The 24,870-nt window shown below is 71.7% G+C and carries 16 protein-coding genes; 11 read left to right on the top strand and 5 right to left on the bottom strand.

Annotation, left to right across the window (positions count from 1 at the left end; genetic code table 11):
• Positions 1–2: 2 nt before the first annotated feature.
• Genes glgB through E4T13_RS25155 form a run of 3 tightly spaced genes read right to left on the bottom strand, consistent with a single transcriptional unit; the run spans position 3 to position 8,714 of the window.
• A complete protein-coding gene (gene glgB / locus E4T13_RS25145) occupies positions 3–2,162 on the bottom strand; it encodes a 1,4-alpha-glucan branching protein GlgB (protein WP_137181111.1) in 2,160 nt (719 codons plus the stop codon).
• Between the two features lies 1 nt (position 2,163).
• A complete protein-coding gene (gene treS / locus E4T13_RS25150; RefSeq protein WP_137181112.1) occupies positions 2,164–5,457 on the bottom strand; it encodes a maltose alpha-D-glucosyltransferase in 3,294 nt (1,097 codons plus the stop codon).
• Positions 5,454–8,714, bottom strand: coding sequence for a maltotransferase domain-containing protein (locus E4T13_RS25155; protein WP_137181113.1), 3,261 nt, complete (start codon positions 8,712–8,714; stop codon positions 5,454–5,456). The genes treS and E4T13_RS25155 overlap by 4 nt, the downstream gene beginning before the upstream one ends.
• Positions 8,715–9,197: 483 nt before the next feature.
• Here E4T13_RS25155 and E4T13_RS25160 point away from each other — a divergent pair, with 483 nt between their 5' ends.
• Together E4T13_RS25160 and E4T13_RS25165 are read left to right on the top strand one after the other, a co-directional pair.
• Positions 9,198–9,905, top strand: a complete 708-nt coding sequence (locus tag E4T13_RS25160; RefSeq protein WP_137181114.1) for a ribonuclease activity regulator RraA — start codon at positions 9,198–9,200, stop codon at positions 9,903–9,905.
• Between the two features lie 103 nt (positions 9,906–10,008).
• Positions 10,009–11,757: a di-heme-cytochrome C peroxidase gene (locus E4T13_RS25165; protein WP_137181115.1), complete on the top strand. Its 1,749-nt coding sequence runs from the start codon at positions 10,009–10,011 to the stop codon at positions 11,755–11,757.
• A gap of 81 nt (positions 11,758–11,838) precedes the next feature.
• On the opposite strand, the gene E4T13_RS25170 is transcribed toward E4T13_RS25165, so the two are convergent.
• Entirely contained in the window at positions 11,839–12,732 is an 894-nt protein-coding gene (locus tag E4T13_RS25170) for a dienelactone hydrolase family protein (RefSeq protein WP_170985243.1), read from the bottom strand.
• 292 nt (positions 12,733–13,024) lie between these two features.
• The gene (locus E4T13_RS25175; RefSeq protein WP_137181117.1) at positions 13,025–14,488 is read right to left on the bottom strand and encodes an FAD-dependent oxidoreductase; all 1,464 of its coding nucleotides are present in this window, start codon (positions 14,486–14,488) and stop codon (positions 13,025–13,027) included.
• 75 nt (positions 14,489–14,563) lie between these two features.
• Between E4T13_RS25175 and E4T13_RS30075 the strand changes: the two genes are divergently transcribed.
• From E4T13_RS30075 to gyrB, 9 genes are all read left to right on the top strand, one after another.
• Positions 14,564–16,357, top strand: a complete 1,794-nt coding sequence (locus E4T13_RS30075; protein ID WP_170985244.1) for a hypothetical protein — start codon at positions 14,564–14,566, stop codon at positions 16,355–16,357.
• Positions 16,354–17,202, top strand: a complete 849-nt coding sequence (locus tag E4T13_RS25185) for a DUF2272 domain-containing protein (RefSeq protein ID WP_137181118.1) — start codon at positions 16,354–16,356, stop codon at positions 17,200–17,202. Before E4T13_RS30075 ends, E4T13_RS25185 begins: the two co-directional genes overlap by 4 nt.
• Positions 17,203–18,336 carry an NADH:flavin oxidoreductase/NADH oxidase gene (locus E4T13_RS25190; RefSeq protein ID WP_137181119.1) on the top strand — a complete coding sequence of 378 codons (1,134 nt, stop codon included), beginning with the start codon at positions 17,203–17,205 and terminating at the stop codon, positions 18,334–18,336. It begins immediately after the preceding gene.
• 123 nt (positions 18,337–18,459) lie between these two features.
• Entirely contained in the window at positions 18,460–19,587 is a 1,128-nt protein-coding gene (gene dnaN, locus E4T13_RS25195) for a DNA polymerase III subunit beta (RefSeq protein WP_137181120.1), read from the top strand.
• Positions 19,588–19,724: 137 nt separating this feature from the next.
• Positions 19,725–20,471 carry a DUF1194 domain-containing protein gene (locus E4T13_RS25200; protein ID WP_137181121.1) on the top strand — a complete coding sequence of 249 codons (747 nt, stop codon included), beginning with the start codon at positions 19,725–19,727 and terminating at the stop codon, positions 20,469–20,471.
• A gap of 58 nt (positions 20,472–20,529) precedes the next feature.
• The gene (locus E4T13_RS25205) at positions 20,530–20,784 is read left to right on the top strand and encodes a FitA-like ribbon-helix-helix domain-containing protein (RefSeq protein WP_137181122.1); all 255 of its coding nucleotides are present in this window, start codon (positions 20,530–20,532) and stop codon (positions 20,782–20,784) included.
• Positions 20,781–21,188 (top strand): type II toxin-antitoxin system VapC family toxin, encoded by a 408-nt coding sequence (locus tag E4T13_RS25210; RefSeq protein WP_137181123.1) that lies wholly within the window; start codon positions 20,781–20,783, stop codon positions 21,186–21,188. Before E4T13_RS25205 ends, E4T13_RS25210 begins: the two co-directional genes overlap by 4 nt.
• 32 nt (positions 21,189–21,220) lie before the next feature.
• Positions 21,221–22,360, top strand: a complete 1,140-nt coding sequence (recF, locus tag E4T13_RS25215; protein ID WP_408906403.1) for a DNA replication/repair protein RecF — start codon at positions 21,221–21,223, stop codon at positions 22,358–22,360.
• 51 nt (positions 22,361–22,411) lie between these two features.
• A complete protein-coding gene (gene gyrB, locus E4T13_RS25220; RefSeq protein ID WP_137181125.1) occupies positions 22,412–24,868 on the top strand; it encodes a DNA topoisomerase (ATP-hydrolyzing) subunit B in 2,457 nt (818 codons plus the stop codon).
• The last annotated feature ends 2 nt before the right edge of the window (positions 24,869–24,870 follow it).

Consider the following 24,870-nt stretch of genomic DNA (forward strand, 5'->3'; position numbering starts at 1 on the left):
GCTCAGCCGCCCGCCGCGAGCAGGATCACCGTGCCGAGCGGCGGCAGGCTGAGCGAGAGCGAGTCGCCACGGCCATGGCTCGGCACCGGCTCAGCCGAAAGCGTGCCGTTGCAGACGCCGCTGCCGCCATAGACGGGCGAGTCGGTGTTGATCCGCTCGGTCCATTGTCCGCCCGCCGGCACGCCGATGCGGTAGCCGTGGCGCGGCACCGGCGTGAAGTTGCAGACCACCAGCGCGGAGGGCTCGCCCCAGGCGCCGTGACGCAGGAAGGCGTACACGCTGTTGACGCGGTCGTCGCCGATCACCCAGGAGAATCCTTCAGGGTCCGTGTCGCGGCGATGCAGCGCCGGCGTCTCGCGCATCACCAGATTCAGGTCGCGCACCAGGCGCTGGACGCCGGCATGCATGGGGTCATCGAGCGCCGGCCAGTCAAGCTGGGCGTCATGGTTCCACTCCCGCTCCTGCGCGATCTCTCCACCCATGAACAGCAGCTTCTTTCCCGGATGCGCCCACATGAACCCGAAATAGGCACGAAGGTTCGCGAAGCGCTGCCAGCGATCGCCGGGCATCTTGCCGATCAGGCTGCCCTTGCCGTGCACCACCTCGTCATGGCTCAGCGGCAGCACGAAATGCTCGCTGAAGGCGTAGACCAGGCCGAAGGTCATCTCGTCGTGGTGGTGCGTGCGGTGGATGGGATCGCGCGAGACATAGTCCAGCGTGTCGTGCATCCACCCCATGTTCCACTTGTAGCCGAAGCCGAGCCCGCCTTCGGAAACGGGCGCGGAGACCTTCGGCCAGGCGGTGGATTCCTCGGCGATCACCGTGGCCCAGGGGGCGTGCTGCGCCACCGCCTCGTTCAGCTCGCGCAGGAAGGCGACGGCTTCCAGGTTCTCCCGCCCGCCATGCACGTTCGGCACCCACTCGCCGGGCTGGCGGGAGTAGTCGCGGTAGAGCATGGAGGCCACGGCATCCACGCGCAGCCCGTCGCAGCCGAAGTCGCGCAGCCAATGCAGCGCGGAGGCGATAAGGTAGCCGCGCACCTCGTGCCGGCCGAAATTGTAGATCAGCGTGGACCAGTCGCGATGGAAGCCCTCGCGCGGGTCGGCATGTTCATAGAGCGCGGTGCCGTCGAAACGGCCGAGGCCATGCGCATCGGTCGGGAAATGCGCGGGCACCCAGTCCACGATCACGCCGAGCCCCGCGGCATGCGCGCGCGCGACGAAGCGGCGGAACCCATCGGGCGGCCCGAGGCGGGAGGTCGGCGCGAACATGCCGATGGGCTGGTAGCCCCAGCTTCCCTCGAAGGGGTGTTCCGTCACCGGCAGCAGTTCGAGATGGGTGAAGCCCATGCCGCTGGCGTAGGGGATCAGCTTGTCGGCCAGCGCGTCCCAGTTCAGCGGCTGGCCATCCTCGTGCCGCATCCAGGACAGCACATGCACCTCGTAGATCGAGATCGGCGCGTCGGGCGCGTGGGACGGACCGTCGCCATGGCTGACCGCTGGTGGGGCCGGTTCCGGCACGATGGAGGCGGTCGCGGGCGGGCGTTCCGCCTGGCCGCCACAGGGATCGGCCTTCAGCGGCAGCAGCACGCCCTCGGCGCCGATCAGCTCGTATTTGTAGCGTGCACCGGCGCCGAGGCGGGGGATGAAGATCTCCCACACGCCGGCTTCCACGCGCCGGCGCATCGGGTGCCGCCGGCCGTCCCAGCCGTTGAAGTCGCCGACCACGGAGACGCGCTGCGCATTCGGCGCCCAGACGGCGAAGCGCACGCCGGGCACGTCCTCCACCGTCATCACATGCGCGCCGAGCACGCGGCCGAGTTCGCGGTGGCGGCCTTCGGCGATCAGGTGCAGGTCGAGATCGCCGAGCAGCGGCGGGAAGGCGTAGGGGTCCTCCGTCTCCTGCACGGCGTCGGGCCAGGCGATGCGCAGGCGATAGGGCACGGGCTTCGAGAGTCGGCCGGCGAAGAGGCCACGCGGCTCCTCCGGTTCGAGCCGGCCGAGCACCGCGCCGTCGCGCGCGATGGCCTCCACGCCGCGGGCGCCCGGCAGGAAGGCGCGCACCAGCGTGCCCCCCTTCGCGTCGTGCGGGCCGAGCAGCGCAAAGGGGTCGCCATGGCGGCCTTCGGCGAGGGCGGCGAGGGCGGAATCCTGTGCTGCCATGTCACGCGGACTCCACGGTGGCGGCCTCGGCGCCCGCGAGAGCCAGAAGCGCCTCGATCGGGATGATCGCCCAGGCCGGGCGGTTGCGCAGTTCATAGGCAAGCTCGTAGGCGGCCTTGGCGGCGACGAAGAGGTCGGTCAGCGTGTCGCGCTGCGCCGGATCGGCCGGCCAGGCGGGGCTGTCCGCCATGGTCGCGCGATAGGCATCGAGGAAGACCTCGCGTGCTTCCTGCGCCCAGCGCGCCACGGCGGCGGGGCGCGGATCGGGCGCGCTGCCGGCATGCGGCGTCAGGTCGCGCAGCGCGGCGGCGGCGGCGTAGTCCAGGCTGCGCAGCATGCCCGCGACATCGCGCGCCGGCGTGCTGCGCGCGCGGCGTTCCTCCAGCGGGCGCAGCGGCTCGCCTTCGAAATCCACGATCACCGCGTCGCCGGCGGCGACCAGCACCTGCCCGAGATGCAGGTCGCCATGGATGCGCGTCTGCAGGCCGCCCGCATCGCCCTCGATCGGCTGCGCGACGCGTTGGAGCAGCGCCGCCCGGGCATCGAGCAGCGCGGCCGCCGGGCCGCGCGTCGCCTCCGGCAGATCGGCCAGACGGGCGCCGAGCAGGTCCAGCGCCGCCGCCATCTCCTGACGCGCCTCCGCCTGCCAGCGGTCAAGATCGGACTCACGAAGCGGCTCGGGCGCGAAGTCGGGATCGTCGGTCTCGCGCGCAAGCGCCAGGTGCATCTCCGCGACGCGGCGGCCAAGGGTGGCGAGGAAGGCCGGCAACGCATCGGGTGCGCCGTCCGCGACGGCGGCGGAGGCAACCTCCGCCTCGGTCGCGGCATCCTTCACCAGCGCATCCTCCAGCCGGCGCTTGAGCTGCGCCAGCGTCCAGGACCAGGCATCGCCCTGGTTGCGCACGAAGGCCTGCGCGACCGCGAGCGTGCGCTGCGACCCGTCGGGCTCGACATGCACGACATCGCCGAGGAAGGTGGGCGTGCCGTCGAAGCCGCCGGGTCCGGTGAGGTAGCGGCACATCTCCGCTTCCGGATGCTCGCCGAGGAAGGTGTGGCGCACGATCTTCAGCACGACCTCGCCGAGCATCAGCGTGGTGTTGGACTGCTCGCCGCCGAAGCGGCTGACCTCGGCTTCGCCGTCCGGCGCCATCCCGGCCAGGCGCTCGGCGGGGCGGAAGCGGATCTCGCCCTTGCCGCAGGGCAGCGTCGTGCCTTCCGCAAGCGCGGCGACCATGGCGCGCACGAAGGCATCGCGCGAGACGGCATCGGTGACGAGGCCAACGCGCCGGCCGCGGCGCGCGCGCGCCAGGGCAAGCTGGCTGGACAGCGCGGGGATGCGCTCGCGATCCTCGAACACCACCGCCAGCGGCAGGAAGTAGCGGTCGGTGCTGTCGGGCACGGTCTGCACCTCGATCAGCATCATCTCGCCTTCCGCGGTCTTCAGCGTGGCGCCGGCGGTCACGGGCGCTTCCGTCAGCCGCCTGCCCTTGCCCTGGTACCAGCGGCGCAGCGGCAGGTAGGCGGGCAGCACCGTGCGTTCGAAGGTGGCGCGGTCCTGCTCGCCGAAGGCGGTGGTGAGACCGTCGCGCAGCACGAAGGTGACGAGGTCCGGCATCATTGCCGGCGCCGGGCTGTGCCAGCGCGGCAGCGCCTGCTCATCCTCCAGCACGAACCAGTAGAAGCCATAGGCCGGCAGCGTCAGCAGATAGGGCAGGTCGCCGATCGGCGGGAAGGGCGTGCGGCCCAGCAGCTCCAGCGGCACGCGCGCATGCCAGGCGGAGAGATCGAGCTCCACCGCCTGCGGCGAGCGTGCGAGGTTGGCGACGCAGAGGATCGCCTCGCCCTCATGCTCGCGCACATAGGCCAGCACCTTGCGGTTGCCGGGATAGAGGAAGCGGTAGCCGCCGCGGCCGAAGGTGGCGGCATGCGCCTGGCGCACCGCGATCATGCGGCGCATCCAGTTCAGCAGGCTGTGCGGGTCCTGCGATTGCGCCTCCACGTTCAGCGCCTGGAAGCCGTAGATCGGGTCCATGATCGGCGGCAGCACCAGGCGCGCAAAATCCGCGCGGCTGAAGCCGCCATTGCGGTCGGGCGACCACTGCATCGGCGTGCGCACGCCGTCGCGGTCGCCGAGGAAGATGTTGTCGCCCATGCCGATCTCGTCGCCGTAGTAGATCACCGGCGTGCCGGGCATCGACAGCAGCAGCGAGTTCATCAGCTCCACGCGCCGCCGGTCATGCTGCATCAGCGGCGCGAGGCGGCGGCGGATGCCGAGGTTCAGCCGCGCGCGGCGATCCGTGGCATAGGTGCTCCAGAGATAGTCGCGCTCCTCATCCGTCACCATCTCGAGCGTCAGCTCGTCGTGGTTGCGCAGGAAGATCGCCCATTGGCAGGTCTCCGGGATGGGCGGCGTCTGGCGCAGGATGTCGGTGATCGGGTAGCGGTCCTCCTGCGCGATGGCCATGTACATCCGCGGCATCAGCGGGAAGTGGAAGGCCATGTGGCATTCGTCGGCATTGCCGAAATAGGCCTGCACGTCCTCCGGCCACTGGTTCGCCTCCGCCAGCAGCATGCGGTCGGTGTAGTGGGCGTCGATCTCCGCGCGGATCTTCTTGATGACGTCGTGCGTCTCCGGCAGGTTCTCGTTGATCGTGCCCTCGCGCTCCACCAGGTAGGGCACGGCGTCCAGCCGCAACCCGTCCACGCCCATCTTCAGCCACATGTGCATCACGTCGGTGATGGCGCGCAGCACGCGGGGATTGTCGAAGTTCAGGTCGGGCTGGTGGCTGTAGAAACGGTGCCAGTAGTAGGCCTGCGCCTCCTCGTCCCACGCCCAGTTCGACTTCTCCGTGTCGAGGAAGATGATGCGCGTCTCGGAGAAGCCCTTGTCGTCGTCGGCCCAGACGTAGAAGTCCCGCTGCCAGGATCCCTTCTTCGCCTTGCGCGCGCGCTTGAACCATTCGTGCTGGTCGGAGGTGTGGTTCACCACCAGCTCCGTGATCACGCGCAGGCCGCGCTTGTGCGCCTCCGCCACGAAGCGGCTGAAGTCGCGCATCGTGCCGTAGTCCGGATGGATGCCGCGGTAGTCGGCGATGTCGTAGCCGTCGTCGCGCCGCGGCGACGGATAGAAGGGCAGCAGCCAGACGGTGTTCACGCCGAGCCCGGCGATGTAGTCGAGCTTGCGGATCAGGCCCTCGAAGTCCCCGATTCCGTCGTCGTTGGAATCGAAGAAGGACTTCACATGCACCTGGTAGATGATGGCGTCCTTGTACCAGAGCGGGTCGGTCTCGGTCATGCACTCATTCCAGGGCGGGAGAGGCGCCAGATGGCGTAGGGAAGGATGGCAGGATCCAGGCGTCGGTGCTGCACCTTGCCGCGCCACCGCCAGGAATGGCCGGTGACGAGATCCTCGACCGCGATCTCGCCGTCGTCGGGCAGGCCGAATTCCCAGAGCGGCACCTCGAAGCCCGCTTCCTGCGCACGGAAGGGATCGAGGTTCACCAGCACCATGACCATGTTCGAGCGGTCCGGCGTCATCTTGCGGTAGGCGATGATCGCGTCGTTCCAGCAGTTCAGGAACTGCACGCCGAGATGCGTCTGCAGCGCGGGGTTCTCCCGCCGGATGCGGTTCAGCGCGGTGACCTCCTCGACGATGTTGCCGGGGCGGTCCCAGTCCCAGGCGCGCAGCTCGTACTTCTCCGAGTCGAGGTATTCCTCCTTCCCCGGCATCGGCGCGGCCTGGCACAGCTCGAAGCCGGTATAGACGCCCCAGAGGCCCGACAGCGTCGCGGCCAGCGCGGCGCGAATCAGGTGGCCCGGGCGGCCGGTCTCCTGCAGGAAGCGCGGATTGATGTCGGGCGTGTTGACGAAGAAATGCGGGCGGTAGAAATCCGCCGCTTCCGTCGTGGTCAGCTCCGACAGGTATTCCGTCAGCTCCGGCTTCGTGTTGCGCCAGGTGAAGTAGGTGTAGGATTGCGTGAAGCCGGCCTTCGCCAGGCGCTTCATCATCTTCGGCCGGGTGAAGGCTTCGGACAGGAAGATGGTGTCGGGGTGGCGCGCCTGGATGTCGGCGATCATCCACTCCCAGAAGGGCAGCGGCTTGGTGTGGGGATTGTCCACGCGGAAGGTGCGCACGCCCTGCTCGATCCAGTGCAGGATCACGTCGCGCAGCGCGATCCACAGGCCCGGGACGGCGTCGGGCGCGTAGAAATCGACGTTGACGATGTCCTCGTATTTCTTCGGCGGGTTCTCCGCGTAGCGCATGCTGCCGTCCGGCCGCCAGGCGAACCAGCCGGGATGTTCCGCCAGCCAGGGATGATCGGGGCTGCACTGGATCGCGAAATCCAGCGCGAGCTCCAGCCCATGCGCTTCCGCCGCGTCGACGAGACGGCGGAAGGCGGCGAGGTCGCCGAGTTCGGGATGCAGCGCGTCGTGCCCGCCTTCCTTCGCGCCGATCGCATAGGGGCTGCCGGGATCGCCGGGCCCGGCCTTCAGCGTGTTGTTGCGGCCCTTGCGGTTCTTCCGCCCGATCGGGTGGATCGGCGTGAAATACAGCACGTCGAAGCCCATTGCGCGCACACGCGGCAGATGTCCGATCACGTCGTCGAAGGTGCCGTGCCGCGTCACGTCGTTCGCGGCGGAACGCGGGAACATCTCATACCAGGAGGCGAAGGCGGCGGCGCGGCGATCCGCCATCACGGGATATTCCGCCGCGCTGCGGACCGACTGCGTGCGCTCCGCCCAGCGGCGCATCATCAGCCGCGTCTCCTCCGACAGCAGGTCGTGCAGCCGCCCGCCTTCCTCCGCCGCGACGAGCCGGCGCAGCAGGGCGGAGAAGCGCTCGGCATCCGCGCCCGTGGCCCGCGAGGCCGCGTGCTCCACCAGCGCGATACCTTCCTGCAGCTCCAGCACGATGGGCACGTCGGCCGCGTGCTTCTTCTCCACCTCGTCGCGCCAGGTGGCGAACAGGTCGCGCCAGGCTTCCACGACGAAATGGTGAAGGCCGGGCGCCATCAGCGGCAGGCGGCCGGTCCAGCGGTCGTTCTCGCCGCGGGTCATGCGCGCTTCCTGCCAGTCGTCGCTGCCCGGCGTGCGCCAGCGCAGCACGGCGGCAAGCTGGTCGTGGCCATCGGCGAAGATGTCGGCCGAGACCTCCACCGCCTCGCCCGCCAGGCGCTTCACCGGGAAGCGGCCATCGTCGGCGGCGGGGGCGACGCGCTCGATGGCGATGCGCGCGGCGGCGCGGGCGGCCCCGGCGCGGAGCGGCGGCGGCGAGGGCGCATCGCGCTGCGCGGCGCGGCCGGCGAAGACGCGGACCTCGCCGGGCGCCAGCACCACCGGACGGCCGGGCACGAGCAGGTCGGCCTCGGCGCCGGCGGGATGCACCTGGCGCAGCGCGGGAAAGCGCCCGTCGAAGGCGGCAAGCGCCGCATCGGGCAGCACGCTGGCCGCGGCGTTGGGGTAAGCATTGGCGAAGACCAGCGCGGCTTCGTTCGCGCGGCGCAGGTCGCCGCCGGCCACGCGCGCGAAGGCCGCGACAGGTGCGCCGGGGCCGGAAAGCGGCATGGCCTGGCCGGGCATGGCCAGCGCCGCCGTCGCGCGCATCAGGCTTATCGCGGCGGCGACGGCATCGGCCGGGCCGGCCTCGCCGCGGTCCTCCTGCCAGGTCCAATCCGCCTGGCGGTCGGCGGTGAGGTCGAGCGGGCGAGCGGCGCCCTGCTCGAAGCCCATGGGCATCAGCAGCCCGGTGCCGGTGGTGGCAGCCAGCATCGCCGCCCGCTCCAGCCCGCGCCGCCGGGCGGCGGGGTCCGCCGGCAGGCCGGCGGCGAGGCGCGGGCCGGCCGGGTCCTCCACCAGGCCGATGGCCGGCAGCTGCAGCCGGCGCCCTTCGTATTCGCGCAGCAGCCAGGGCGCCCTTCCATCCCACCAGGGCGTGCTGCCGACGCTGTGGGTGAAACCGGCGGCGGCCAGCGTTTCCAGCGCGGCCGGCCCGAGACCGGGGGTCCAGGCGATGGCGAGCAGGTCGGGCCGCAGGGCCTTGGCGCGGCCGAGCAACGCGCGCCAGACATCCCCCGGCACCCTGTCGGGGTCGAGCGCGCGCAGCCCGCCCAGCCCGGCCTCGACCCAGCCGGCGAGAATCGGCGTGAGAAGCCCGACCAGGTCGGCCAGGCAGTTGGGATCGTTGTAGCGCGGCGTGACCCGCTCGGGGCGCGACATGCCGCGGCGCGGATCGGGCGGCGTGTCGCCGCGGCCGGCGGCCGCGCGGAACAGCCGGGGATGGGCCGCGACCAACGGGGAATCCGCGGCCAGGCGGTGCAGCGGCAGGTCCACGGCGAGACGCAGCCCCTGTCGCTCCGCGGCGGCGGCGAGCGCCCGCAGGTAGTCCTGCGTCGTCCCGCCGCCGAGGGCGGGGTGGACCCGGTCGAAATCGGCGATGTCGAGGAGGTTGCCACTCAGCCCGGGCTGGCAGGGCGGCGCGATCAGCAGCGTGTCGAAGCCGAGATCGGCGATACGCGCCAGATGCACCTCCGCCGCCTCCGCCGTGCCGAGCATCAGCGGCGAGGCGTAGTAGATCGCGGGCGCGGCCGTGCGCCGCGTGGCCGGGTCGGTTCGGGCGACGTGCGGATGGGTTGCAGGAATAGCTCTTACTCCCAGGATGGCATCGATGCGGCGTTTCCCGAAAGGATATAAATAACGTCGGGCGCAGGGCGGCTTTCCGCCGGTGCGACTGGAAGTCCAGCGACCGAGGCCCGCGGGCCGGCACGCCGCAAGCGGTCGCGCCTCGCGCCGCAGGGCTTGGCGTAGGTGCCCGCTTCTGGCTTCAAGGTCAAAGCGTTTCTCGATCAACCCCGATTGAGGTCGGTCGATGTTTTTCTGTTCTTGAGCGATTCAGCGGGTGGAAGCGTGTCTCTCCTTATCGTGATCGGACGCAAGCCGGGCCTGTCCCGGTCTCGTCCGTGCCCCTTGCCTGGGTTGACGCGCCGGAGGCGGCGGCGTTTCAAGCCCGCGTCATTCTTCGCGATGGAGCCGCCGCGCATGGACCCCGCCATCAAGTCCGCCCTGATGGGCGTGACCACCGCCACGCTGACGACGGTGCTGCTGAAGAAGGGCGTGCGCTTCTGCTACGTGAACGGCGCCCGGCCCATCGTGCCCGGCAATTTCGCCCGCATCGTCGGCCCGGCCTTCACGCTGCGCTTCACGCCGACGCGGGAGGACCTGGCGACGGTGGATAGCTGGTCCTCGCCGCGGTCCACCCGCGCCGCGATCGAGGACATGCCGGAAGGCTGCGTCGCCATCGCCGATGCGATGGGGCTCACCACCGCCGGCATCTTCGGCGACATCCTCTGCGCCCGGATGAAGGTGAAGGGCGTGGCGGGGCTGGTGACCGACGGCATGGTGCGCGACGGCCAGGGCGTGATCGGCACCGGCCTGCCGGTGTTCTGCCAGGGCTATGTGGCGCCGGCCTCGGTTGCCGCGCTGAACTTCGTCGGCTGGCAGGAGACGATCGGCTGCGGCGGCGTGACCGTGGTGCCGGGCGACATCGTGGTGGCGGATGGCGACGGCGCGGTGGTGATCCCGCAGGCCATGCTGGCCGCCGTGACCGAGGCCGCGGTGGAGCAGGAGCGGCTGGAAGGCTGGATCATGAAGGAGGTCAACAAGGGCCTCGCTTTGCCCGGCCTCTATCCCGCCAATGCCGAGCACAAGGCGCGCTACGAGGCCGACAAGAAGGCTGGGCGCGCCTGACGCCCTCGGGCAGGGGGTATCCCGCGAACATGGCGGAATTGTCACCCGCCAGGGTATCGCGCGCGCCATAACCTTCCCGCGGGGGAAGCGGAGGGCGCAGGCCATGCGGGCCACGATGTTCGGGATTGCCGGCGCGCTGGCGCTGGCCGGTTGTGCCGCCCTGCCGCCGGAACCCGGCCCGCCGCCACCGGCCGGGTGGCAGAGCGTGGACCAGGGGCCGGAGTGGCGGATCGAGGACCGCGCCGCCTTCTACACCCAGGACCAGGGCTCCGAGATCATGCCGGCGGCCTGGATGGCGGCGCTGCGGCAGCCGGATGGCCAGCCGTTCCTGGCCGACCGCCTCACCCGCTACGGCTACCTGGTCAACGACACGAACCCGACCGCCAGCCTGCCGGTCGGCTTCACCCTGGCCGGCCCGCCCGGGCGGCAGGTGGTCGGCATGACCTGCGCCGCCTGCCACACGCGGGAGATCGAGATCCAGGGACGCCCCTATCGCATCGATGGCGGGCCGGCGCTGGCGGATTTCGAGCGCTTCCTGCTCGACCTCCGCGCCGCCGTGGCGCGGGTGCAGGACGACCACCTGGTGTTCGAGGCCTTCGCGACCGAGGTGCTCGGCGCGGGCGCCGACCTCCGCGGCAAGGAGGCGCTGCGGCGGGAGCTGGATGTCTGGTGGCGTCGCTACGCCACGATCATCGACCGCTCCCTGCCGAATGAGCGGATGTGGGGGCCGGGGCGGCTCGACGCGATCTCCATGATCTTCAACCGCGTCGCCGGGCTGGATATCGGCGCCGGGCCGGACCGGATCATCGAATCCAACATGGCCCCGGCGGATGCGCCGACGCGCTACCCCTTCCTGTGGAACGCCTCGCGGCAGGACCAGACGCAGTGGCCGGGCTTCGCCGAGAACGGCAACGACGTGCTGGCGCTGATCCGCAACCTCGGCCAGGTCTATGGCGTCTTCGCCAGCTTCCACCCGGTGCCCGACCGCCGCGTGCCGATCTTCCGCGTGAACTACGTGGCGCAGAACTCCGCGAATTTCGCGGGCCTCGGGCGGCTCGAGGAGCTGATCCAGCGCATCGGCCCCCCGCGCGCGCCCTTCATCCGCCGCACCCCGCAGAGCGATGCGCTGGCCGTGCAGGGCCGCGCGATCTTCGCCCGCGATCCGGCCCAGGGCGGCTGCGCGGTGTGCCACGACCCGCAGCCCGGCGCCTTCCGCTCGCTCACCCGCGAAAGCTGGCTGACGACGATCCGCGATGTCGGTACGGACAGCCGCGAGATCGGGCTGCTGGGGCGGCAGGTGCAGACCGGCGTGCTGGCGGGCAAGGGCATCCCGGGCTTCGGCACGCTGGGCACGACAGACAAGGCGGTGTCCGTGCTGGCGCTGACGGTGATCGGCGCCATCGTGCAGTATCCCTTCACCGGCCGGCTCGACCAGATGAGTCCGGACCGCCTGATCTCCCTGCCCGGCGAGGCGGGCGCGGCGGCCGCGGTGGTCACGACGCGCCGCCTGCGCCAGGCGATCCGCACCGAGTTGCCGACCGGCGCGCCCTATGAATCGCGGGTGCTGCAGGGGATCTGGGCCGCCGCGCCCTATCTGCACAACGGCTCCGTGCCCACGCTGGCGGACCTGCTGGAACCTGCGGCGAACCGGCCGGCGGCGTTCGAGGTCGGCACGGCCTATGATCCCGTGCTGGTCGGCCTGGCGCGGGAGCAGCCGCGCTCGCGCGGCCGGATCGTGACGACGGATTGCAGCGACCGGAACTCCGGCAACAGCCGCTGCGGGCATGAATACGGCACGGGGCTGTCGATCGTGGAGAAGCAGGCGCTGCTGGAGTATCTGCGGCGGCTGTAAGGAAAGACCCGGCGCCGCAAGGCACCGGGGCGACTGGCGTCCGCACGGGATGTGCGGATCACCGATGCGCGGCAGCGACGCTCAGCGGGCGGTGAGGGCGGCCTGGAAGAAGGCGACGACCCGCTGCGTTCCGTCCTGCGCGACGGCGGCGTTCCGCTGGAAGCGCACCATGCCGCCGGCGCCGCGGGCCGCGGCGGGGTCGCGGTAGTTCGCCGGGCGCTGCGTGTCCCAGCCATGCGTCGCGCCCGGGAAGACCTGCACCTGCGCCCGTGCCTGCGCCTGCGCATTGCCCGCCGCCGCGATCTTGCGGCAGGAGGCGCCGCCATCGGCATCGTAGTCGTCATCGGCGCCGGCCAGGATCAGCATGCGCATGCGGGGGAAGGCCTGGTTGACCAGCGCGGCCGCCGGGCCGCCGGCGTCATAGGCCCAGCAGGCTGGGTAGATCGGCAGCGCGGCGCGGAAATCGGGCCCGCCCGTGCCATAGGCCCGCCGCACCCCGTCGGTCGCGACCAGGATCGAGAGCCCGCCGCCATAGGACATGCCCATCACGCCCAACCGTCCGGGGTCGACCCGCGGGTCAGCCGCCAGGAAGCGCGCCGCGCCATAGACGTCCGGCAGCACGTCGGCGGAGCGGGGGCGGTTCGCCACGCCCTGGCCGGCGCCGATGCCGCGCGGCCGGAACATGTCCACCTCGAGGCTGGCGATGCCAGCCTGCTGCAGGGCCCGCGCATAGGCCTCGCCCCGGCCGTCCACGCCGCCCGAGCCATGCAGGATGATGACCGCCGCGACGCGCCCGGTGCCGGCCGGCAGGCGCAGCGTTCCGGGGATCTGCGAAGGCGGCGCGGCGCGCGGCTGCGCCCATTGCGGCAGGTTGGCCGGCAGGTAGGGCGGGAAGGTCACGGACCGGCTGTCCTGCGCGCCGGCCGGCGCGGCGAGGGAGGCGACCAGCCCGAGGGCCAGGAACAGGCTTCGCATGGTCGTCTCCGTCCGCCGCGAGGGCAGCGTCGCATGACCGTTGCGCCGTGCCAACCATCCACCGGTGGCGCGCTGCGCAGCTTCCCGTTTGCGGGCGTGGCGGAGGGCGCGCAAAAAAAGCCCCGGCACCTTGCGGGGCCGGGGCGAAGTGAGGTCCGCACGGCATGTGCGGAACCGCCGGGAGAAAACGTCGAGGCATCGCCTTGACGGTATGCAATCTAGTTCGGCGCCGCTCACGGCGCCGTGACGCCAGCATGAATCCCATGCAAGCTGCCGCCCCGAAAGGCAGGTGTCACCCGACGGCCACAGCGGTGGCGGCGTTCTGCGCAGGGGGCGGGCAGGCCTCGCGCAGCAGCGCGCCCTGCGCGCGCAGCCCGGCCTGGAGTTCCGCCACATCCACGGCGCGCGGCGCCACGCCGCGGTCGGCCGCGATGGCGGCCGCGACGCCGGCGGCGTGGCCGGTCAGCCAGCACTGGGGAATCTCGCGCAGGAAGGAATGGCTGGTGGCGTCGCAGGCCAGGTGCCGGCCCGGCGCCAGCAGCCCGTCCAGCGCCGCCGGGACGATGGCGCCGTAGGGCACCGAGACGGGCGCGAATTTCGGCGCGAGGCTGGGGGAGAGGCCGATCTCGTCCGGTGCGATGCGGCCGTCCCAGCAATCCCGCGTCACCGGGGACACGCCGCCCAGCCGCCGCGCATGGCGCACGCCGAGCTGCGGCGCCGACAGCATCGGGAAGGCGTTCTGGAAGCCCGGCGCCTCCGCCCGGTAGCGTTCGAGGTGGCGGAACATCAGGCGGTGGGAGATCACCTCCACCTCGCTCAGATCGTCCACCATCACGGCGGAATAGCCTGCCAGCCGCGGCCCCATGAACAGCGCCACGTCGTCGCGCCAGCTTGCGAAGGCCTTGTCGAAGAAGCCCACCGCTTCCTTGCCGCGGCGGACGAACTCGGAAAATTCCTCGGGCTGCCCGCCGCGCCAGGCGAGGTAGCGCGGCATGTCCACGCCGCCGAACACCCAGGAGGTGTTCATGCAGTGGTGGATGTCGCGGGTGTCGATGTCCTCGGCGAAGGCCGCCCCGGCCGCGGCGAACAGGTCGCCGTCGCCGGTGGCATCCACCGTCACCTTCGCCAGCACCGCGCGGCGGCCCTGCTTGCTCTCGAAGATTGCGCCGGCCACGGCGTCGTCGCGCAGGATCGGCGCGGCGCCCCAGGCGTGGAACACCAGATCCACCCCGGCTTCCGCCGCCATCTCCAGGCTCGCGGCCTTCAGGTGCTCGGGGCAGACGGTGGGGGAGTGGGTGACGATGCCGTGGAAGGCGGCGGTGCGCAGCGCCCACCAGGCGGCGGTCGCGGCCTCGCGCGAGCCCCAGGCCTCCCGCGGCGGGCCGGCCACCGCCTCCTTCGGCAGGCGGTCCAGCAATTCCTCCGCCAGGCCGCGGATCAGCAACTCGCCGTCCCAGCCGGTCATGCGGTCGATCCAGACGACGAGGCCCCCGGTGGAGAGTCCGCCCAGGTGGTTGTGGCGTTCCAGCAGCATCGTGCGGGCGCCGCGCCGCGCTGCGGCGACCGCGGCGGCCCAGCCGGCCGGCCCGCCGCCCACCACCAGCACGTCCACGACGGCATGCACGGGGATGTCCCGCGCGGCTTCGGTGACCGTCAGCCCGGTGGGCGCGCGGCGCCGTGCCGGGTCGCGCGCCGAAAAAACCTCGGAACGGAAGAACAGCCGGCCGCCCTCGGCCTGGTCCTGGTTGGTGCCCATCCCGCGAGCCTAGCCACGCACGGGCATCCGGCCCAGCTTCTTCCCGTTCCCCGGCGCGGCAATTATGGTCGGGTCATGCGCAACCTGCTGCAGGACGCCGACCGCGACCGCCTTCTCGCGCCGCTTGCCGGCGCGCTGGTCGGCGAAGTGCTGCTCGCCGGGCGGCCGCATCGCGCCGTGGCGGAGACGCTGGGCAGCAGCCTGTATCCGGCCCAGGCCAATGCCGCGGCCGTCGAACTGCTGTTCCAGCCGGGCATCCGGCCGGCGCATGCGGCGCTGGGCGACGCGCTGCTGGATTTCGTGATGGCGATGGCGGACGCGCCGGTCCCCAGCCGCCGCGCCGCAGCCGGCGGGCTGGCGCTGCAACGCGACGACCCGGGCGCGGTGGAGGCGGAGACGCCGTTCAGCCGCTTCTCCGGCGACCTGATGCGTGGCGAGGTGCGGCAGGCCCTGCGGGGTGGGGCCGCGATCCGGCACACCGGCAACCTGGTGGAGTTCCGCATCGGCCATCGCCGGTTCTGCGTGGATGCCGAGGAGACCATCGTCTCGGCCGGCGCGGTGCAGGAGGTGGACCGCATCGTGCTGCACCATGTCAGCACGATACGCGGCGAGGCCGGGCTGCTCCGCCCGCGGCCGGTCGAGGCCGGCACGCTGGAGATGCGCTACGAGTTGCGCGGCGACAGCCCCGTGGTGCGGGTGAAGGCCCGCTTCACGGCGGCGCGACGCCTCGGCCGAGTGCGCATCACCACGGCGGTGGACGGGCTGGACGACAGCGGGCTGGAGATCGGCGCGGCCCGGCTGCTGGAAGGCGGCGCCTGGCGGGAGGCGACGCCCCCCGCCGCGCCCGGCGCGACGAAATGGACGCAGGCGACGCCGGTGGCGCATCTCGCCCTCGGCCGTCCCGGCTTCCCGGAGGCGGCGCCGGTGCTGCATCTGCGCCCGCGCGACCCGGCGAAGGTCATGTCGGTCACGGCGCAGGCGCAGCGCGGCGGCGTGCTGCACTGGCTGCTGCTGCGGCACGGGCCGGTCTCGCTGGCCGCCGGGGAGACGCTGGCGGTGGAGGAGGAGCGCTTCCTCGGCGCCGGCGCCGTGGCGACCATCGCGGCGGCGATGGAACGGGGCGGGACGGGGTTCGACCTGGATGCGGCGCCGCCCTCGGGCGCGGCGATGCAGGCGGCCGCGGCGGCGCTGCTGCTGGATGACCGCGCCACGCCCGCGCGGCGGGAGGCGCTGCGCGGATTCCTGGGGCGGCAGGCCGAGCGGATCGAGGCGGCCGAGCCCGTGCCTGGCGACCTGGCCGGCGCGGCGATCGCCGCGGACATGCTCCGCCGTGCCGGCGAGGCGGAGGCCGCGGCCTTGCAGGCGCGGCTGCTGGCTCGCCTGGCGACGCTCTGCGACGCGGAGACGGGGGTCGTCCGGCCGGCATCGCTGGGCGGGCAGGCGCTGGCGATCCTGGCCTTCGCACGCGCGGCGGTGCGGCCCGATGCGCCCGATGAGGCGCGGCTGGTGGCGCGGCTGCTCGGGGCGGTGGCGGCGGAGCCGGGATCGGGGCTGCTGCTTGCCGGCGCGCCGGTGGATGCGGCGGCGGACCCCGAAGGGGTGGCGCTGCTCGCCCGTGCCGCCGGCTGCGCGGCGCTGGCGGCGGAGGCCGGCGGGTCCTTGCCCGAGGAGGTGGCCAACCGCGCGCGGGACCTGCACCGGGCCGCGGTGGCGCTGCTGCGCCCGCTGGTGCGGCCGCGGCTCGGCATTTTGGAGGTGGTGGGGCCGGCGGGGGTCACGGCGTCGCTGCAGACGCTTGCCACCTTGGCGCTGCTGGCGCCCGACCGGCTGATGCTGGACAGCCGCCCCGCGGATGCGGCCCCGGCGTGAGGCCACCGCTCCCGCTGCTGTATCTGTTGGCGCTGGCCGCCTGTGCCGCGCCGCCGCCGCCGGTGGTCTATCCGCCTTCGGCGGCGGAGCGCGTGGTGCGCATCGCGCTGTCGGAATGGCAGGATTGGGGTGGGCTGCAGCGCGACGCTTTCGCGCCTCCGTCGGAGGAAAGCCCCGAGGCCGACCCGCAGAACTTCCCCCGGGTGCTGGCCTATTGGCGCGCCGTGCCGACCGATTATGGCGCCATCGCCCGCAACCGCCAGCGCTACGAGGCGCTGATGGCGGGCGCGAGGCCGCCGCGCGGCTCGCTCTGGGGCGACTTCGCGTGGTCGGCGGCCTTCGTGTCCTGGGTGTTCGTCTCGGCCGGGGTGGATGCGCGGGAATTCCCGCCGAGCGCCACGCATTCTCGTTACCTGGACGGGCTGATCGCGGAGTGGCGGTACTACCCGCACCAGGCGCCTTTCGTGCCGCATGCGCCCGAGGAATACGCGCCGCGGGCGGGCGACCTGCTCTGCGTCGACCGCAGCCGGCGGCCCGTGCAGCACTGGACGCAGCTTGCCGCCGACAACGGCCGCGCGCGGCCGATGCATTGCGACATCGTCGTGCGCACCGCGCCCGGCGTGATCGAGGCAGTGGGCGGCAACGTGCTGGATTCCGTCACCCTGACGCGCTTCCCCGCCGACACGGCGGGAAGGGTGCTGCCCGCGCCCGATTGGGCGCCGCCCTTCGTGCTGGTGATGGAAAGCCGGCTCGGGCGGCTGCCGCCCTGGACAGCGGGCGACGCGCCCGCGACACCGCAAAATCAGCCGGTCGCGAGCTCCGCGGCGGCGCCGGGAGTACGCTGAATGACCGACCTGTTTGACCCGCTGACGCTGCGCGGCGTGACCTTCGCCAACCGCATCGGCGTCTCGCCCATGTGCATGTATTGCTGCGCCGACGACGGGAAGCCGACCGACTGGCACCTGGCGCATCTGCTGCAGCGCGCCATCGGTGGGGCGGGGATGGTGATGGTGGAGGCGACCGGCATCACCGCCGATGGCCGCATCACGCCGGGCGATGTCGGGCTGTGGGAGGATGGGCAGATTCCCGCCCATGCGCGGCTGGTCCAGGCGCTGGCGCATGCCGGCACGGTGCCGGCGATCCAGATCGGCCATGCCGGGCGCAAGGGATCGCGCCTGCCGGCCTGGTTCGACGGGCCGGCCGATCCGGGGTGGCAGATCGTCTCGGCCTCCGACCTGCCGATGGGCAAGTTCGACGCGCCGCGCGCCATGTCGGAGGAGGAGGTGGCGGCGATCCCGGGCCTGTTCGCCGCCTGCGCGCGCCGCGCGGTGCAGGCCGGCTACCGGCTGATCGAGGTGCATGGCGCGCATGGCTACCTGCTGCACCAGTTCTTCTCGCCGATCTCGAACCGCCGCAACGACCGCTGGGGCGGCGATTTCGAGGGGCGGACGCGGCTGACGGTGGAATCGGTGCGGGCCGTCCGCGCCGCGATCCCGGAGGACATGCCGCTGGCGCTGCGCATCTCCCATACCGACTGGATCGAGGGCGGCTGGACCACCGCGGACAGCGTGGAACTGGCGAAGCGGGTGAAGGCGCTCGGCGTCGATCTTGTCGACTGCTCCTCGGGCGGCATCGACCCGGACGCCCAGAAGATCCCGATCGGGCCGGGCTACCAGGTGCCGGGCTCGGTCGCGGTGCGGGGAGGCGCGGGCATCGCGACGGCGGCGGTCGGCCTGATCACGGAGCCTGAGCAGGCGCAGGCGATCGTGGCGGAGGGCAAGGCGGACATGGTCCTGCTGGCCCGCGCCGTGCTGCGCGACCCCTACTGGCCGGCCCGCGCGGCGGCCGCGCTGGGGCGGGTGGATGCCATCAAGGGCCCGCCGCAATACGACCGGGCCTGGGGGCAGATCGGGAAATTCGGCATCCGGCTGGAGACCGGCCTGCCGCTGCCGCCCCTGCCCGCGCCGCCGGGGCGTTGAGCCGCCTTCAACTCGCGAGTCCCGGCTGGTAAGGTGCCCGACCCCGCCGCAAGGCGGATCGGAGGCCATGCGGGCCTCGGCACCGTGCCGGGGCCGCCGCGAGACGTCGGGAAGTCGGGTGCCATGAAGTTCTCGGTGGACAGGGCAGTGCTGCTCAAGGCGCTCGCGCATGTGCAGAGCGTGGTCGAGCGGCGGAACACCATCCCGATCCTCGCCAACGTCCTGCTGGAGGCGCGCGAGGGCGGTCTGAAGCTGACGGCCACCGACATGGAGATCGCGGTGGTGGAGGAAGTGCCGGGCGTGACGGTGTCGCGCCAGGGCCGCACCACGGCGCCGGCGGCGACGCTGTATGAGATCGTGCGCAAGCTGCCGGAGACGGCGAAGCTGGAGCTGGACCATCCTGGCGGCGACGCGCAACTGACCCTGCGGGCCGGGCGCTTCGACGCGAAGCTCGCCGTGCTGCCGGTGGACGACTTTCCCTCGATGACGGAAGGCAAGCTGCCGCACCGCTTCGCCCTGCCGGCGGGCCAGTTGCGCGAACTCATCGACCGCACGCGCTTCGCCATCAGCACCGAAGAGACGCGCTACTACCTGAACGGCATCTACCTGCACGCGACCGAAGCCGGTGGCGCCAAGGTGCTGCGCGCCGTGGCAACCGACGGCCACCGGCTGGCGCGCGTCGAGGAGCCGCTGCCGGAGGGTGCCTCCGGCATGCCCGGCGTGATCATTCCCCGCAAGACCGTGAACGAGCTGCGCAAGCTGGCCGAGGAGGTGCAGGACGAGATCGCCGTCGCGCTCTCCGACACCAAGATCCGCTTCACGCTCGGGCCGGTGCAGCTCACCTCCAAGCTGATCGACGGCACCTTCCCCGAATACGAGCGGGTGATCCCGCGCGGCAACGACAAGGTGCTGAAGGTCAGCAAGAAGGACTTCGCCGAGGCGGTGGGCCGCGTGGCCGGCATCAGCAGCGAGCGGTCGCGGCCGGTGAAGCTGAGCGTCGACCGCAACCACCTGCTGTTGAGCGCGGCCAGCCCGGAGCTGGGCCAGGCGCAGGAGGAGCTGGACGGCGACACCGTGAGCTACGAGGCCGGGCCGCTCGAGATCGGCTTCCAGGCGCGCTACCTGAACGACATCACCGACCAGATCGTGGAGCAGGTGGAGTTCCGCTTCGCCGACGGCTCCGCCCCCACCATCGTGACCGACAGCGCAAAGCCCGAGGCGCTGTATGTCCTGATGCCGATGCGGGTGTAGCCACGGCTGCCGCGCCGCGGCCTGTGCGGCGGCGCGAGGATTGGTGAAACGGAAGGAGTGACGTCGCAGCGAACCGCGGAGGCTTCCGGCGGTTCTGGTCCCCGACAGGGACCGGACTCGCTTGGAGATCGTGACCGATGCGACGAAGGACTCTGCTCACCGCAGGCTGCTTCCTGCTGGCCACCCCCATGCTTGCGCGCGCCCAAGGCGCGGAAGGGGAGGTGGACCTCCTCCTCGTGCTGGCGGCGGATGTCTCGCAATCGATGCGGCCGGATGAGCTGCGGCTGCAGCGCCAGGGCTATGCGGCGGCGCTGCGCAATGCCGATGTACACACCGCCGTCGGCTCCGGCTTCTGCGGCGCCATCGGCGTGCTCTACATCGAATGGTCCGGGCTGAACGACCAGCAGGTGCTGGTGCCCTGGACCCGGCTGGCCAGCGAGGCGGATGCGGACGACATCGCCCGCGTGATCGAGACCGAGCCCCGCCGGGGCGGCGGCTGGACCTCGATCTCCGGCGCGATCGCGGCGGCGCGGGAGCAGATGGCGAAGGCGCCCTTCCAGGCGATGCGCCGCGTGATCGACATCTCCGGCGATGGCGAGAACAACCAGGGCGCCTCGCCGGAGGAGGAACGCGACGCGGCGATCGCCGAGGGCATCACCATCAACGGCCTGCCCATCGTGCAGGAAGGCGATCGCCTGGCGGCGGCGGGCCGGCCGGGCGAGACGCAGCTCGAGGAGCATTACCGGCGGCTGGTGATCGGCGGCGCCGGCGCCTTCCTGGTGCCGACACGCGGTTTCGAGGGCTTCCATCGCGCGATACGGCGCAAGCTGATCCTGGAGATCGCGGCGACCCCGCAGGCGCGGGCGCTGGCCGCCCTGGCTTGAAGTTCCGGCTTCGTTCGCCTAATATGCTATCGTTGATAGCAAGGGCGGAACGGAGCGGATGCCCCAGCTTCTGGTACGCAATGTCGATGAGGAGACGATCGCGCGGCTGAAGGCCCGCGCGGCGGCCAATGGCCGTTCGATGGAAGCGGAGTTGCGGGACGTGATCCGCACGGCTCTCAGCGCCCCATCGCTGGATGACCGCTGGGAGGAGTTCGAGCGCCTGGCAGCCCTGTCCCGCGCGATGACGGTCGAACGCCCGGCCGGCGCTGCGACGGCCGAGGAGTTGCTGCGCGAGTCCCGCGACGAACGATGAGTGCCTGCGTCCTGGATGCGTCCGTCGCGATCAAGCTGGTGGTGACGGAGCCGGGATCGGAGCACGCGCAGCGCCTGCGCGGCTGGCGTCTTCTTGCACCGGACCTGCTCTGGCCGGAATGCGCCAACATCCTCTGGAAGGCGGTGCGCCGTGGCATCTTCGGCCCCGTGCAGGCCGAGATGGCCTGTGCGGCGCTGCTGCGCCTGCCGTTCGAGATCGCGGGTTCCGCGGCCCTCATGCCTGGGGCGCTGCGGCGCGCGATGGCGCTCGGTCATCCCGCCTATGACTGCCTGTATCTCGAACTCGCGGAGCGGGAGGGCCTGCCGCTGGTAACCGCCGATCGCCGTCTGCTGACGATTGCCGATGCCGGTACGCGCGTGATCGGGCTGGAAGCGCTGCCCTGAGCCCCCCGCCCCCGCCGCTGCGCCTTACGCGCCTGCGGCTTACCGATTTCCGCTCCTACCCTGCCTTCGAGGCGCGCTTCGCGGGCCGTGTCGTCGCGATCGCCGGCGAGAACGGCGTGGGCAAGACCAACCTGCTGGAGGCGATCAGCCTGCTCGGCCCCGGCCGCGGGCTGCGCGGCGCGCGGGCGGCGGAGATCGGCCGTCGCTCGGGCGCGGAAAGCCGCGCCTGGGCTGCCTGGGGCCGCTTCGAGGGGCCGCTCGGCGCCTGCGACATCGCCACCGGCACGGTGGGCGAGGAGGGCGCGGATGCGCGGCGCAAGTGGCGGCTGGACGATGAGCCGCTGCGCTCCGGCGCCGAGTTGGCGGACCGCGCCGCGGCGGTGTGGTTGACGCCGCAGATGGACCGGTTGTTCCAGGAGGGTGCGAGCGGCCGCCGCCGCTTCCTCGACCGTCTGGTGTGGGCGCTGGAGCCGCACCATGCGCGGGAGGTCGCGGCGCATGAGACCGCCATGTCGGGCCGCAACCGCCTGTTGGCGGAGGGGCGGCGCGATGCGCGCTGGCTGGCGGCGCTCGAGGATGCGATGGCGCGGCACGCGGTCGCCGCCGCCGCGGCGCGCCGGGCGCTCGCCATGCGGTTGAATGCAGTGCTGGAAGCCGGCACCGCGACCGGCGCCTTTCCCGCGGCGCGACTCGACCTGCTGGACCCCATCGCGGCCGCGCTGGACCAGGCGCCGGCGCTGGCGGTGGAGGATCGCGTGCGCGAGGATCTGGCCGCCAATCGTGCCCGCGATGCCGCCGCGGGCGGCGCCGCGGTAGGCGCGCATCGCGCCGATCTCGGCCTGGTCCACCTGCCCAAGGACATGCCCGCGGAACTCTGTTCGACCGGGGAGCAGAAGGCGCTGCTGGTCTCGGTGGTGCTGGCGCATGCCGCGCTGATCGGCGCGGCCCGCGGCTTTGCCCCGCTGCTGCTGCTGGACGAGGTGGCGGCGCATCTGGACCAGGCGCGGCGGGAGGCGCTGTACGCGGCGCTTGCCGAACTGCCGGCGCAGGTCTTCCTGACGGGCACCGAGCCCGATATCTTCGCGTCCCTGAAAGGGTTCGCGGAAGGCTTCCGCGCCACCCCCTCCGGACTTGTTGCCCTGCCGGAATTCCCCGTGCCGAATCCCGCCTGAATCCCTATATTCAGCGGGATCAGCCGCATCACCCGAGGAGCCATCGCCGGCATGTCCGACGCCGCCGCGCGCGCCAATCCGCCGACCCCCGCAAATGAGGGTCCGGACGCCTATGACAGCGCCTCCATCACCGTGCTGCGGGGGCTCGAAGCCGTGCGCAAGCGGCCGGGCATGTATATCGGCGACACCGATGACGGCTCCGGCCTGCACCACATGGCCTTCGAGATCATCGACAACGCGGTGGACGAGGCGCAGGCCGGCTTCGCCACGCGCTGCGAAGTCACGCTGAACGGCGACGGCAGCGTCACCGTGGTGGACGATGGCCGCGGCATTCCCGTGGACATCCACCCGGAGGAAGGCGTCTCCGCGGCCGAAGTGGTGCTGACGCGGCTGCATGCGGGAGGAAAATTCAACCAGAACTCCTACAAGGTCTCGGGCGGCCTGCATGGCGTGGGCGCGGCGGTAGTGAACGCGCTGTCGGAGTGGATGGAAGTCCGCATCTGGCGCGACGGCACGGAGCATTTCATTCGCTTCGAGCATGGCGAGACGGTGCAGCCGCTGAAGATCATCGGGCCGTCGGAGCACGCCAACGGCACGGAGGTGACGTTCAAGCCTTCCGACAAGACCTTCACGAAGACCGAATACGAGTTCGCGGTGCTGGAACGCCGCCTGCGCGAGCTGGCCTTCCTGAACAGCGGCCTGGCGATAGAGCTGCGCGACGACCGGCACGTGCCCGCGCAGGAAGCGAAGTTCCGCTTCGACGGCGGGCTGGTGGCCTTCGTCGAATGGCTCGATCGCAGCAAGCAGCCGATCTTCAAGCCGCCGATCTCGCTGGTCAGCAAGGACACCGACATCGGCATCCGCGTGGAACTCGCGATGTGGTGGAACGACAGCCCGCATGAGGTGGCGCTGTGCTTCACCAACAACATCCCGCAGCGCGACGGCGGCACGCACCAGGCCGGCTTCCGCCAGGCGCTGACCCGCGTGGTGGCGAAATACGCCGACGACCTCGCGAAGAAGGAGAAGGTGGAGCTTTCCGGCGAGGACATGCGCGAGGGGCTGACCGCGGTCCTCAGCGTGAAGGTGCCGGACCCGAAATTCTCGTCCCAGACCAAGGACAAGCTGGTCAGTTCCGAGGTGCAGCCGGTCGTGCAGATGGCGGTGGCGGACGCGCTCGGCCATTGGTTCGAGACGCATCCGAAGGAAGCCAAGCAGGTCCTGGAGCAGGTCGTGCTCGCCGCCGCTGCGCGCAAGGCGGCGCAGTTGGCGCGCGAGAAGGTCGGGCGGAAGAACGCGCTGGATATCAGCACGCTGCCCGGCAAGCTCGCCGACTGCCAGGAGAAGGACCCGGCCAAGTCCGAGCTCTTCATCGTCGAGGGCGACAGCGCCGGCGGCTCCGCGAAGCAGGGGCGCGACCGGCGCTTCCAGGCGATCCTGCCGCTCAAGGGCAAGATTCTGAACGTGGAACGCGCGCGGATGGACAAGATGCTGTCCAGCGCGGAAGTCGGCACGCTGATCACGGCGCTCGGCACCGGCATCGGGCCGGGGCCTTCCGACAAGGGCGGCTTCGATCCCGCGAAGCTGCGCTACCACCGCATCGTCATCATGACCGACGCCGATGTGGACGGCAGCCATATCCGCACGCTGCTGCTGACCTTCTTCTTCCGCCAGATGCATGAGCTGATCAGCCGCGGGCACCTGTTCATCGCGCAGCCGCCGCTGTACCGGGCGAAGCGCGGCAATGACGAGCGCTACCTTAAGGACGACCGCGCGCTGGAGGACTTCCTGCTGGAGAAGGCGCTGGCGAATGCGCATCTGCGCTTCGCCGATGGGCGGGAGCTGCGCGGCGACGAACTGCGCGAGGAGGTGGACCGGCTGCGCCAGGTGCAGGCGCGCATCCGCCGCCTGGCGACGCAGGTTCCGGCCGAGATCGTGGAGCAGGCCGCCGTCGCCGGCGCGCTGACGCTGGATGCCGAGCGCGCGCCGAATGCCGCCGCGGTGCTGCAGCAGCGGCTGGATGCGCTGGCGCCCGAGAGCGAGCGGGGCTGGAAGGCCACGGCGGATGGATCGAGCCTGTCTCTCGGCCGCGTGGTGCGCAGCGTGGCGGAGCGCCATGTGCTCGACACCGCCGCGCTCAAGAGCGCGGAGGCGCGCTGGCTGGACGAGCGGCGCGAGGCCTTCGGCCGCGACTACGCCGCCGGGCCGGCGGTGCTGGGCTTCGATTCCTCGGAGAGCATGCAGCACGGCCCGCTGATGGTGTGGGACCGCATCATCGCCCAGGGGCGCCGCGGCCTGACCATCCAGCGCTTCAAGGGCCTGGGTGAGATGAATCCCGATCAGCTCTGGAAGACCACGCTCGATCCCGCGAACCGCACGCTGCTGCGTGTGCGCGTGGAGGACATCGAGGATGCCGAGCAGGTCTTCTCCACGCTGATGGGCGACGTGGTGGAACCGCGCCGCGACTTCATCGTGGAGAATGCGCTGAAGGTGGCGAACCTCGACGTGTGAGG

It is taken from the genome of Roseomonas sp. AR75 (assembly GCF_005222815.1).
GTDB lineage: Bacteria > Pseudomonadota > Alphaproteobacteria > Acetobacterales > Acetobacteraceae > Falsiroseomonas.

Excerpts from the sequence above, each read along its gene's own strand:
- glgB (WP_137181111.1), bottom strand. The coding sequence starts at position 2,162 with ATGGCAGCACAGGATTCCGCCCTCGCCGCCCTCGCCGAAGGCCGCCAT.
- E4T13_RS25205 (WP_137181122.1), top strand. The coding sequence starts at position 20,530 with ATGCCCCAGCTTCTGGTACGCAATGTCGATGAGGAGACGATCGCGCGG.
- E4T13_RS25160 (WP_137181114.1), top strand. The coding sequence starts at position 9,198 with ATGGACCCCGCCATCAAGTCCGCCCTGATGGGCGTGACCACCGCCACG.
- E4T13_RS25175 (WP_137181117.1), bottom strand. The coding sequence starts at position 14,488 with ATGGGCACCAACCAGGACCAGGCCGAGGGCGGCCGGCTGTTCTTCCGT.
- E4T13_RS25165 (WP_137181115.1), top strand. The coding sequence starts at position 10,009 with ATGCGGGCCACGATGTTCGGGATTGCCGGCGCGCTGGCGCTGGCCGGT.
- treS (WP_137181112.1), bottom strand. The coding sequence starts at position 5,457 with ATGACCGAGACCGACCCGCTCTGGTACAAGGACGCCATCATCTACCAG.
- E4T13_RS25190 (WP_137181119.1), top strand. The coding sequence starts at position 17,203 with ATGACCGACCTGTTTGACCCGCTGACGCTGCGCGGCGTGACCTTCGCC.
- E4T13_RS25200 (WP_137181121.1), top strand. The coding sequence starts at position 19,725 with ATGCGACGAAGGACTCTGCTCACCGCAGGCTGCTTCCTGCTGGCCACC.
- dnaN (WP_137181120.1), top strand. The coding sequence starts at position 18,460 with ATGAAGTTCTCGGTGGACAGGGCAGTGCTGCTCAAGGCGCTCGCGCAT.
- E4T13_RS25155 (WP_137181113.1), bottom strand. The coding sequence starts at position 8,714 with ATGCTCGGCACGGCGGAGGCGGCGGAGGTGCATCTGGCGCGTATCGCC.
- E4T13_RS25170 (WP_170985243.1), bottom strand. The coding sequence starts at position 12,732 with ATGCGAAGCCTGTTCCTGGCCCTCGGGCTGGTCGCCTCCCTCGCCGCG.
- E4T13_RS25210 (WP_137181123.1), top strand. The coding sequence starts at position 20,781 with ATGAGTGCCTGCGTCCTGGATGCGTCCGTCGCGATCAAGCTGGTGGTG.
- gyrB (WP_137181125.1), top strand. The coding sequence starts at position 22,412 with ATGTCCGACGCCGCCGCGCGCGCCAATCCGCCGACCCCCGCAAATGAG.
- E4T13_RS30075 (WP_170985244.1), top strand. The coding sequence starts at position 14,564 with ATGCGCAACCTGCTGCAGGACGCCGACCGCGACCGCCTTCTCGCGCCG.